Genomic DNA, 10,109 nt, shown 5'->3' with positions numbered 1-10,109 from the left:
GCCGATGGTACTGCAGGGGGGACCCTGTGGGAGAGTAGGACACCGCCGGACACCATTCACGATGGCCACCCAGAAATGGGTGGCCATCGCTGTTTAACCACCACCTCGGATCCCCGCTGCTCACTGGAGCGCGGTGCGGGTTAGGGTGGTGCGACGGCTGCGGCCGTCCTCCCTGCCCTCGGGCGGGTCAACTCCACAGAGCATCACCACGACAGGCGAGGAACGCATGGACGACTCAGGATCCGACCGCAACGACCGGGACTCCGGACGTCGTGACGAGCGGCCGCCTCGCGCCGGCGGCCCCGGCCGCTCCTCGAACGATCGCGGCGGCTCGGGCGATTCCCGCCCCCGCCCCCGCCGCGACGGTGATGCTCGTCCTCCCTATCGTGGCGGTGGCGACTCCCGTCCGCAGCGTGATGGTGACTCCCGTCCTCCGTACCGGGGTAGTGGTGAATCCCGTCCGCAGCGTGACGGCGACTCGCGTCCTCCTTACCGTGGTGGTGGCGATTCGCGCCCGCAGCGTGATGGTGACTCGCGTCCTCCTTACCGCGGTGGTGGCGATTCCCGTCCGCAGCGCGACGGGGACTCCCGTCCTCCTTACCGTGGTGGTGGCGATTCGCGCCCGCAGCGCGATGGGGACTCGCGTCCTCCGTACCGCGGTGGTGGCTATTCCCGTCCGCAGCGCGACGGGGACTCCCGTCCTCCTTACCGTGGCGGTGGCGATTCGCGTCCGCAGCGTGATGGTGACTCCCGTCCTCCGTACCGTGGCGGTGGCGATTCCCGTCCGCAGCGCGACGGGGACTCCCGTCCTCCTTACCGTGGTGGTGGGGATTCGCGTCCGCAGCGCGATGGTGACTCGCGTCCTCCTTACCGTGGTGGTGGGGATTCCCGTCCGCAGCGCGACGGGGACTCCCGTCCTCCTTATCGCGGTGGTGGGGACTCGCGTCCGCAGCGGGACGGTGACTCGCGTCCTCCCTATCGCGGTGGCGACTCGCGTCCGCAGCGGGGCGGTGACTCGCGTCCTCCCTATCGCGGTGGCGACTCGCGTCCCCAGCGGGACGGTGACTCCCGGCCTCCTTACCGTGGAGGTGGGGACTCGCGTCCGCAGCGGGATGGGGACTCCCGCCCTTCGTACCGTGGTGGCGGCGACTCCCGTCCGCAGCGTGACGGTGACTCGCGCCCTCCGTTCCGCGGTGGATCGCGCGACGGGGGAAGCCGGCCGTGGTCGGACGATCGTCGGGGCGGCGGAGACCGCCAGGGCGGCGGACGCGGACGCGAGGGCTTCGGCGGCGGACGCGGCGGCCCCCGCGAGGAGCCGGAGCTCACCGAGGAGGAGCGCGAGCGGCGCTCCCTCCAGTCGGTGCGTCCGCGCCACGACGACCCGGACCTTCCGGACGACGTGCAGGCCAAGGACCTCGACAAGGTCGCCCGCAACGAGCTGCGCACGCTCTCGAAGGACAACGCCGAATGGGTCGCCCGTCACCTGGTGATGGCCGGCCGCCTCCTCGAGGAGGACCCCGAGCTGGCGCACCGCCACGTGCTCTCGGCGGCCCGTCGCGCGGGACGCATCGCCGTGGTCCGCGAGTCGCTGGCCATCTCGGCGTACGCGACGGGCGACTTCGCCCTGGCGCTGCGCGAGCTGCGGACCTTCCGTCGGATCTCCGGCTCGGACGAGCAGGTGCCGCTGATGGTCGACTCCGAGCGCGGCGTCGGCCGACCCGACAAGGCGCTCGAGCTGGGACGGTCGATCGACCGCACCACGCTGAGTCCCGGCGCGCAGGTGTCGCTGGCCATCGCCATGTCCGGCGCCCGCCTCGACCTCGGCCAGGCGGAGCTCGCTCTCATGGAGCTCGAGATCCCGCAGCTGGACCCGGACCGCGCGTTCTCGTACAGCCCGGATCTCTTCGCCGCCTACTCGCTCGTCCTCGAGGAGGTCGGCCGCTCCGAGGAGGCGGCCGAGTGGCAGCGTCGCGCCGACATCGCGGCGCAGGCCGTCTTCGCGGCCGAGGGCGGCGGTGACGACGAGACGATCGAGGTGATCGAGGAGGAGCACGAGTCGGCCGACGCCGCGTCCGCTCCCGATCGCGCCGAGGAAGGGACCGCGGTCGACGACGCGGACGACTACCTGGACGACGAGGACGGCCCGACCGCCGTCGACGACGCGGACGAGGACGAGGTCCACCGGACCGTCTCCGAGGAGATCGCCGACGACGACGACGACGACGCGGACGCGGACGACGCCGATGCGACCGCTGACGCCGAGGCCGACGTCGTCGACACGGACGAGCCGACCTTCGCGGACGAGTCCCTCGAGTCGGACGATCTCGCCGAGACGGACGCGGACGAGGCTCTCGACTCGGCCGAGCCGACCGCCGACGAGTCGGTCGAATCCGCCGACACCACCGAGGAGGACGCCGATGTTCCGCAGCAGCAGGACTGAGCCCACCCCGCTCGACGGCCGCGACTCCGTCCTGGCCGACCTCGACGGGGTCGTCTACAAGGGCGCCGACGCGATCCCCTTCGCGGTGGAGAGCCTCAACCGAGCGGCCGAGACGCTGCGGGTCGGCTACATCACCAACAACGCCTCCCGCACGGACGCCTCCGTCGCCGGGCACCTCTCCGAGCTGGGGCTGAGCGTCCGGCCCGAGGACGTCGTCACCTCCCCCCAGGCGGCGGTCGTGCTGCTCGCCGACCTGGTGCCGGCCGGCTCGACGATCCTCGTCGTCGGGGCGGAGGGCCTCACCTCCGAGGTCGAGCGCGGCGGGTTCACCGTGACGCGCAGCGCGGAGGACTCGCCGGCGGCGGTCATCCAGGGCTTCGCGCCCACGGTCGGCTGGGAGCAGCTGGCCGAGGCCTCGTTCGCGCTCCACACGGGGATCCCGTGGGTCGCGACGAACACCGACTGGACGATCCCCGTCGCCCGCGGCATCGCCCCGGGCAACGGGACCCTCGTCTCGGCCGTGCACACCGCGGTCGGTCGGCTCCCGGTCGTCGCGGGCAAGCCCGAACGGGCCATCTTCGACGCGGCGACCGCGCGCTTCGGCTCGACGAACCCGCTGTTCCTCGGCGACCGGCTCGACACCGACATCGCCGGCGCGAACGGCGCCGACATGGAGAGCGCCCATGTGCTCACCGGGATCGACCGGGCCAAGCAGCTCCTCGCCGCGGAGCCCAAGCTCCGGCCGACGTACATCCTCGGCGACCTGCGCGAGCTGCACCTGCCCTACCCGGCGACGACGGTCTCGCGGAACGGCACGCACGCCGTCCGCGGCGCCAAGGTCCGCCTCGACGGCGACTCCGTGGTGATCGTGGACGCCGGCGACGACGCGACCGATCTGCTCCGGGCCGCCTGCTCGGTGATCTGGTCGTCCGGCCGCGCGATCTACGGCCTCGACGTGCCGGAGTCGCTCTACAGCTGAGCCTGCTCGGCGGGCTCCCGGCGTCCCTCGCGGCGCAGGAGCCCGTCGAGCCGGCCGGCCAGACCGACCGCGACGATCGCGATCAGCGCGGCGTACGAGAAGGTCGCGGCGAAGACCCCGGTCCCGGCCCCGATCAGGCCGGTGACCGCCGCCGCGAGGAGGCCCGTCAGCGCGAGGGAGACCGAGGCGCCGGTCGAGTCGGCGATCTGCAGGGCCGAGCTGTTGAAGCCCTCCCGGCCCGGAGCGGAGAGCGCGAGCGTCATCGTCCCCATCCGCGGGAACATCGTGCCCATGCCGCCGCCGGCCAGGAACCAGCCCACGCCCGCGACGATCGGGCTGAGGGCGAGCACCGTGACGAGCAGCACGACTCCGATGCCGGCGAGCACGAGCGACGTGCCGAGCCGCATCGCTCCGCCGTGGCTGAGGCGGGTACCCGGGCGTCCCTGGATGTTCGAGCCGAGAGCCCAGGAGACGGCGCCCGCGGTGAGCATGGCGCCCGAGAGCCAGGGCGGCAGGCCGTACTGCTCCGAGAGCAGCAGCGGCAGGTAGACCTCGGTGCCGAAGAACGCCGCGGCGACGAGGGCGCGGAGGAGGATCACCGACGGCAGGACGCTCCGGGCGCGCAGCGTGCCCGCGGGCAGGAGCGCGCGAACCGCCACGACCACGACCACCACGGCGGCCGCGGCCAGGAGGCCGGCGAGGTCGGGCGCGAGCTCGGCGCTCGTGCTCAGCACGACGACTCCGGCCGAGACGACCACGGCGCGGGCGATGCGGCCCACTGCCCGGCGATCGAAGGGGAGGCGCTCGCGCGGCTCGAGCGAGCGGAGCGTCGGCGCGATCGCGGCGCTCGCGAGGGCCACCAGGGCGACGACTCCGAAGAAGACCCAGTGCCAGCTCGCGAGCTCGGCGACGACTCCGGCCACCAGCGGCCCCACCAGCGACGGCACAACCCAGGCCGCGGCGAAGGCGCCGAAGATCCTCGGATGCAGCTCGCTCGGGTAGACCCGCGCGACGAGCACGTAGAGGGTGACGGTGATCCCTCCGCTGCCCAGCCCCTGCAGCAGGCGGGCCGCCACGAAGACCGGCATCGACTGCGCGGCACCCGCGGCGACGAGACCCAGGGTGAAGAGCAGGATCGCGACCACGAGCGACGGCGTCGGGCCGCGGCGGTCGGCCGAGGAGCCGGCCGCGACCATCCCGACCACGGCGGCGGCGAGCGTCGCCGCGAAGGCCAGGGGGTAGAGGGCGCGGCCGTCGAGGTCGGCGCTGACGATCGGCATGATCGTCGTCACGGCGAGCGACTCGAACGCGCAGAGGAAGACGAGGCTCGTCGTTCCGATGGTCGTCAGGAGGAGGGGAGCCGAGGTGATGCCGCGGCGATCACGAGAACGCACCTGCTCAACAGTACGCCGAGCGCACGGCCGGTCAGCGGTAGACGGCCCAGTCGTCCTTCGCGAGCACCGTCGGGGTGCCCTCGATCTCGACCAGCCAGCCGCGGTCGTCGCGCTCGAGGTAGCGCCCCTGCACGATCTCGGGGGCCCAGCCGCCGTCGCGGGACGAGATCCAGCGGACGAAGCGGACGGTGCCTCCGCGCCGGAACAGTGTGCCGTTGTGGTCGCTCATGCGGGGATCTTCTTCACGGAGAGGTCGTCGGGCGACGAGGTTTCGGGGAGGAGGTGGAGGCCGAGGCGGCCGTTCGAGGCGTTCGAGAGCTCGCGCAGCCAGTGCGGGTTCAGCTCGATCGAGGCGGTGCCGTCGTACTCGTAGCGGGTGGGGATGCCGGGGTGCAGCCACAGTTCGGACCGGCGGCCCTCGGCGTCCTCGATCGTCAGGAGGAAGCCCTCGCCGCGGCGGAACCGCGAGGTGATCACGGTCTGGAGGTGGGCCAGGGCGCGGTCCTCGAAGGAGTGCGAGCTGGCGGGTGCGCCGTAGAGCAGTCGTCCCATCGCGCGCACCTCCTCACCGTCGGCGGCGCACGGAAGGCGTGCCGCACCGTCGACACTAGGTATTGCTAAGTCGGTTGACTAACAGTCTCGGCGCCGACTGCGCTTTCGGGACACACGCCGTCCGATCGCCGGAGAAGTGGTTCGATGGGGGCAGCGAGTTCCCGTCCGGGGCGCCTGCCGCTCGGAAGGTGCACCTCGATGGACGCTCGGCCAGACCTGTTCGCTCTGCTCACGCGATTGCGCACGGCGGAGCGCGACTACGACGGCCGCGTGGAGCGCCGCCTGGGCATCGGCGCCACGGATCTCGCGGCCCTGCGGCTGATCGGGGTCGGGGAGCGGCGCGACGAGATCGTCCGCGCCGTCGACCTGTCCGCGGCCCTGTCGATCACGACGGCGGCCGTCTCCCTCCTCGTCGACCGCCTCGCCCGCGCCGGCTACGTGAACCGCACTCCCGACCCGTCCGACGGCCGCGGCCGCATCCTCTGCCTGACGGAGCGCGCGCAGAAGGCCATCGTCGGCACCGACGACCCGACCTACGAGCAGATCCGCGCGATGGTCGCGAAGGTGCCCGAATCGGAGGCCGCGACCGTCGCGGTGCTGCTCGACGGCCTCAGCCGCATCCTCGAGGGGCAGCCGCCGCCCGAGCTCGTCGACTGATCAGCTCTGCAGGGTGGCGCTCGGCGACTCGCCGAACCGCTCCGCGTAGGCCGCGCTGAAGCGGCCCGCGTTCCCGAAGCCCCAGTGCCGGGCGACGGCGGCGACCGTCGTCCCGTGGGGCGGGCTCGCCGCCAGCTCCACCCGGGCGCGGTCGAGCCGCACCAGGCGCAGGTAGGCGATCGGGCGCATCCCGAGCACCCGCTGGAACGCGGACTGCAGGCCTCGGACGGTCAGGCCCGACGCCGCCGCCATCTCGGCGGGGCCGATCGGCTCGCTGCAGTGGGCGTGCACGTACTCGACGGCCGTGCGGATCCGTGCGTTCCGAGGGGCGAGGAGCTCGGGCGGGACCGGAGCGGACTCCGGAGGGTAGAGGTCGAGCAGCGCGGAGCCCGTGGCGCGGGTGAGCTCGTCCCAGAGCAGCGGCTCGACGCGCTCGCTGCGCAGCGCGCGGGCGGAGTCGGCGACGGCGGTGCGCCAGCGGCGGATCGCCGCGGCGTCGGGGCGGTGCTCGGAGTCGAAGACGAGGGAGCCGACGAGGCCGCGCTCGGCCGCGACCCGGTCGACCACTCCCCGGTCGAGGTGCACCAGGCGCTGGTCGAAGTCGACGTAGTCGAAGGCGAACGGCCGGCCGACGGGGAAGAGGACGGGACGGTTCTCCTCCATCGCGATCGAGGCGCGGCCGACGTCGATCCGGCCGGAGCCGCCCACGATCCACTGCACGACGACGTCGTCCGAGTCGCCCACGCCGCCCGCGAGGCGCCCGGACATCCGCGAGGTGCGGAGGGTCATCCCGCCGTCGCCGATGGCCGCGTAGCGGTAGCTGAAGTCGGCCGCGGTGGTGGCGGCGCGCCACTCGTCGCCGTTGTAGAGCCGCGCAAGGCTGTGCCGCGCCTCGTCCGGATCCTCGCCGCGGGCCTCCAACCGGACGCGAGGGTGGTGATCGTCCACAGGTCGTTCCGGTGCCTCAGCGCGTGAGACGCTCGATGAGCTCGCGGTAGCGCGCGGCCGTGCGCTCGACGATCTCGGACGGGAGGGTCGGCGGGAGGCCCTGGCCGTCCCAGTTGTCGGAGAGCCAGTCGCGCACGATCTGCTTGTCGAACGAGCGGCCGCGGATGCCGGCGTCGTAGTCGTCGGCGTCCCAGTAGCGGGAGGAGTCGCTCGTGAGGACCTCGTCGCCGAGGGTGACGACTCCGGTCCCGCGGTCGACCCCGAACTCGAACTTCGTGTCGGCCAGCAGCACGCCGCGGGCCAGGGCGATGGTGGACGCCTCGCGGAAGACGGCGAGCGAGAGGGTGCGCAGCGCCTCTGCGGCCTCCTCCCCGACGATCTCGACCGTGCGCTCGAAGGTGATGTTCTCGTCGTGCTCGCCCTGCGGGGCCTTCCAGGCCGGGGTGTAGATCGGCTCGGGGAGCGCGTCGCCGTCCTGGAGGCCCTCGGGGAGCGGGACGCCGCAGACGGAGCCCGTCTCCCGGTACTCCTTCCAGCCGCTGCCGGAGAGGTAGCCGCGCACGACGCACTCGATCGGGAACATGTCGAGCGTCTTCACCAGCATCGACCGGCCGCGGACCGCCTCGGGGATCGCGCCCGGGATCAGATGGTTGGGGACGTCGGAGAGCTGCGCGAACCACCAGAGGGAGAGCGTGGTCAGCAGCTCGCCCTTGCCGGGGATTCCGGGCTCGAGGACCGCGTCGTACGCGCTGACCCGGTCGCTGGCGACGACGAGCATGCGGTCGGCGCCGAGCACGGGGTCGGCGTCGTCGGGGGTGTAGAGGTCGCGCACCTTGCCGGAGTAGGCGTGCTGCCAGCCGGGCAGCGGCGCCGTGGTGTCGAAGGACAGGGAGTCGTCGCGGGTCACCGCACCATTCTCCCCGATCCGGGAAGCCTCGCGGCTCCTGAAGACCTCCTGTGTCCTGGCGGATCGGGGCTGTCAAGCACGCGCGGCCGCCGATCCCGCGCGCCTAGCGTCGAGACATGACCTCGCAGAACGACCAGACTCCGCAGAACGACCAGTACACGTTCCAAGACCCGACCGCGATGTTCGCCGACATCGACACGGAGGCCCAGTACCAGGAGGGCTCCGGCCTCGACTCGAAGATGGACGACCCCGCCGACCGCGGCGAGTCGAGCTACCGCGGCTCCGGCCGCCTGACCGGGCGCAAGGCGCTCGTCACCGGAGGCGACTCGGGCATCGGCGCGGCCGTCGCCATCGCCTACGCCCGCGAGGGCGCCGACGTCGCGATCGTCTACCTCCCCGAGGAGGAGTCGGACGCGAAGAAGGTTGTCGCGCTGATCGAGGAGGCCGGCCGCACCGCCGTCGCCATCCCCGGCGACATCACCGACCACGACTTCGCGGTGGGCGCCGTCGCGAAGGCCGTCGAGGGCCTGGGCGGACTCGACATCCTCGTCAACAACGCGGGCAAGCAGCAGCACGTCGAGGACTTCCTCGAGCTCTCGGACGAGCAGTTCGACGAGACCTTCAAGACCAACGTCTACGCGATGTTCTGGATGACGAAGGCGGCCGTGCCGCACCTCGCCCCGGGCTCCGCGATCATCAGCACCTCGTCGATCCAGGCCTACCAGCCGTCGCCGATGCTGGTCGACTACGCCAGCACGAAGGCCACGATCAACACGTTCTCGAAGGCGCTCGCGCAGCAGCTCGCGCCCAAGGGGATCCGCGTGAACGTCGTCGCCCCGGGCCCGATCTGGACGCCGCTGCAGACCGCGGGCGGCCAGCCGTCCGACAAGCTGCCCGAGGTCGGCTCGCAGACGCCGCTCGGACGCTGGGGTCAGCCGGCCGAGCTCGCTCCCGCCTACGTGTTCCTCGCCTCCCCGGAGTCGAGCTACGTCGTCGGCGAGACGCTGCACGTCAACGGCGGCATGCCCACGCCGTAACACTCGGCGCTCACGGCGGGCCCGGTCGCGGAGCGGAGGAACCTCTTCCGCGCCGTGGCGGGGCCCGCCGTTTTGGTTGTCGTAACAATCGACTGCTGTGCAGGTTCGTGCGCGAGAGTCGGTGCATGACCGATTCCCTGCCGATCCTCGACCTGTCCCGCCTCGACCGGGGGGAGGCGGAGGCCGCCGCCTTCCGCCGCGACCTCCGGGAGACCACGCACGACGTGGGCTTCTTCTACCTCGTCGGCCACGGCGTGCCCCAGGACCTCCTCGACGACGTCGTCGCCGTCTCCCGCCGCTTCTTCGACCTGCCGGAGGAGGAGAAGCTCGCGATCGAGAACACCCTCAGCCCGCAGTTCCGCGGCTACACCCGCTTCGGCGCTGAGCTCACCAACGGCGACGTCGACTACCGCGAGCAGGTCGACATCGGCATCGACCGACCGGCCGTTCCCGCCGGGCCCGGCGTCGCCGACTACGAGCGCCTCGAGGGGCCGAACCTCTGGCCCGAGGCGCTGCCGGAGTTCCGCGAGGTCTTCGAGCGCTGGCACGCGGAGCTCGCCGCGGTCGCGATCCGGCTGCTGCGCACCTGGGCGGTCGCGCTCGACGCTCCGGAGGACGTGTTCGACGAGGCGTTCGCCGAGCGGCCGTTCTCGCTGGTGAAGGTCGTCCGCTACCCGGGCACCTCCGACCCGGAGCCCAAGCAGGGCGTGGGCGCGCACCGCGACGGCGGCGTGCTGACGCTGCTGCTGGTCGAGCCCGGCAAGGGCGGCCTGCAGGTCGAGCACGACGGCTCGTGGATCGAGGCACCCGCGATGGAGGGCGCGTTCGTCGTCAACATCGGCGAGATGCTGGAGCTCGCCACGGGCGGCTACCTCAAGGCCACGCTGCACCGCGTGATCTCGCCGCTGATCGGGACGGACCGGATCTCGATCCCGTTCTTCTTCAACCCCGCGCTCTCGGCCACCATGCCCTCGCTCCCGCTGCCCGAGGAGCTCAAGTCCGGCCTCTCGGTCGACCCGACGAACGCGCCGATCCTCGAGACCTACGGCGAGAACGCACTGCGCTACCGGCTCCGGGCCCACCCGAACGTGGCGGCCGCCCACCACGCGGACCTGCTCGCTCCCACCGTCTGACCCGGGAACGACGAAGGGCCCCCTTCCGCGCGAGCGCAGGAGGGGGCCCTTCGTCGTCAGTG

At 72.4% G+C, this 10,109-nt stretch carries 11 protein-coding genes; 5 read left to right on the top strand and 6 right to left on the bottom strand.

What is annotated here, in order from left to right; all coding sequences use genetic code 11:
* Positions 1-235 precede the first annotated feature (235 nt).
* Positions 236-1,375: a hypothetical protein gene (locus tag C5D36_RS16595; RefSeq protein ID WP_146083723.1), complete on the bottom strand. Its 1,140-nt coding sequence runs from the start codon at positions 1,373-1,375 to the stop codon at positions 236-238.
* On the opposite strand from C5D36_RS16595, the gene C5D36_RS09390 reads away from it, so the two are divergent.
* Together C5D36_RS09390 and C5D36_RS09385 are read left to right on the top strand one after the other, a co-directional pair.
* Positions 1,361-2,440 carry a hypothetical protein gene (locus C5D36_RS09390; RefSeq protein ID WP_258062905.1) on the top strand — a complete coding sequence of 360 codons (1,080 nt, stop codon included), beginning with the start codon at positions 1,361-1,363 and terminating at the stop codon, positions 2,438-2,440. The two genes, C5D36_RS16595 and C5D36_RS09390, sit on opposite strands and share 15 nt — an antisense overlap.
* A complete protein-coding gene (locus C5D36_RS09385) occupies positions 2,418-3,419 on the top strand; it encodes an HAD-IIA family hydrolase (RefSeq protein WP_104295693.1) in 1,002 nt (333 codons plus the stop codon). The genes C5D36_RS09390 and C5D36_RS09385 overlap by 23 nt, the downstream gene beginning before the upstream one ends.
* Here the strand turns inward: C5D36_RS09385 and C5D36_RS09380 are convergent.
* From C5D36_RS09380 to C5D36_RS09370, 3 genes are read right to left on the bottom strand one after another with little or no spacing between them, the layout of a single operon-like run.
* A complete protein-coding gene (locus C5D36_RS09380; RefSeq protein ID WP_258062904.1) occupies positions 3,410-4,813 on the bottom strand; it encodes an MFS transporter in 1,404 nt (467 codons plus the stop codon). The two genes, C5D36_RS09385 and C5D36_RS09380, sit on opposite strands and share 10 nt — an antisense overlap.
* 31 nt (positions 4,814-4,844) lie before the next feature.
* Complete coding sequence (locus C5D36_RS09375; RefSeq protein ID WP_068256013.1) at positions 4,845-5,042, bottom strand: hypothetical protein; 198 nt, start codon at positions 5,040-5,042, stop codon at positions 4,845-4,847.
* Entirely contained in the window at positions 5,039-5,365 is a 327-nt protein-coding gene (locus C5D36_RS09370; protein ID WP_104295692.1) for a hypothetical protein, read from the bottom strand. The genes C5D36_RS09375 and C5D36_RS09370 overlap by 4 nt, the downstream gene beginning before the upstream one ends.
* Before the next feature lie 198 nt (positions 5,366-5,563).
* Here C5D36_RS09370 and C5D36_RS09365 point away from each other — a divergent pair, with 198 nt between their 5' ends.
* On the top strand, positions 5,564-6,022 hold the full coding sequence (locus C5D36_RS09365; RefSeq protein WP_181067834.1) for a MarR family winged helix-turn-helix transcriptional regulator: 459 nt from the start codon (positions 5,564-5,566) through the stop codon (positions 6,020-6,022).
* Here the strand turns inward: C5D36_RS09365 and C5D36_RS09360 are convergent, their stop codons facing one another.
* On the bottom strand, positions 6,023-6,943 hold the full coding sequence (locus tag C5D36_RS09360) for an AraC family transcriptional regulator (RefSeq protein WP_104295691.1): 921 nt from the start codon (positions 6,941-6,943) through the stop codon (positions 6,023-6,025). It lies immediately after the preceding gene.
* 43 nt (positions 6,944-6,986) lie between these two features.
* Positions 6,987-7,877, bottom strand: a complete 891-nt coding sequence (locus tag C5D36_RS09355) for a phosphoribosylaminoimidazolesuccinocarboxamide synthase (RefSeq protein ID WP_258059453.1) — start codon at positions 7,875-7,877, stop codon at positions 6,987-6,989.
* 116 nt (positions 7,878-7,993) lie between these two features.
* Between C5D36_RS09355 and C5D36_RS09350 the strand changes: the two genes are divergently transcribed.
* Both C5D36_RS09350 and C5D36_RS09345 read left to right on the top strand, forming a co-directional pair.
* Positions 7,994-8,914: a glucose 1-dehydrogenase gene (locus C5D36_RS09350; protein WP_104295690.1), complete on the top strand. Its 921-nt coding sequence runs from the start codon at positions 7,994-7,996 to the stop codon at positions 8,912-8,914.
* A 125-nt stretch (positions 8,915-9,039) separates the two neighbouring features.
* The gene (locus C5D36_RS09345; RefSeq protein ID WP_104233812.1) at positions 9,040-10,047 is read left to right on the top strand and encodes an isopenicillin N synthase family oxygenase; all 1,008 of its coding nucleotides are present in this window, start codon (positions 9,040-9,042) and stop codon (positions 10,045-10,047) included.
* Positions 10,048-10,109 lie beyond the last annotated feature (62 nt).

It is taken from the genome of Rathayibacter sp. AY1C6, assembly GCF_002931535.1.
Lineage (GTDB): Bacteria > Actinomycetota > Actinomycetes > Actinomycetales > Microbacteriaceae > Rathayibacter.
This window is presented reverse-complemented; position numbering and strand designations above follow the sequence as displayed.

Bases quoted from the DNA above. Each gene is read 5' to 3' on its own strand.
- C5D36_RS09385 (WP_104295693.1), top strand. From the start codon at position 2,418: ATGTTCCGCAGCAGCAGGACTGAGCCCACCCCGCTCGACGGCCGCGAC.
- C5D36_RS09375 (WP_068256013.1), bottom strand. From the start codon at position 5,042: ATGAGCGACCACAACGGCACACTGTTCCGGCGCGGAGGCACCGTCCGC.
- C5D36_RS09370 (WP_104295692.1), bottom strand. From the start codon at position 5,365: ATGGGACGACTGCTCTACGGCGCACCCGCCAGCTCGCACTCCTTCGAG.
- C5D36_RS09365 (WP_181067834.1), top strand. From the start codon at position 5,564: ATGGACGCTCGGCCAGACCTGTTCGCTCTGCTCACGCGATTGCGCACG.
- C5D36_RS09350 (WP_104295690.1), top strand. From the start codon at position 7,994: ATGACCTCGCAGAACGACCAGACTCCGCAGAACGACCAGTACACGTTC.
- C5D36_RS09345 (WP_104233812.1), top strand. From the start codon at position 9,040: ATGACCGATTCCCTGCCGATCCTCGACCTGTCCCGCCTCGACCGGGGG.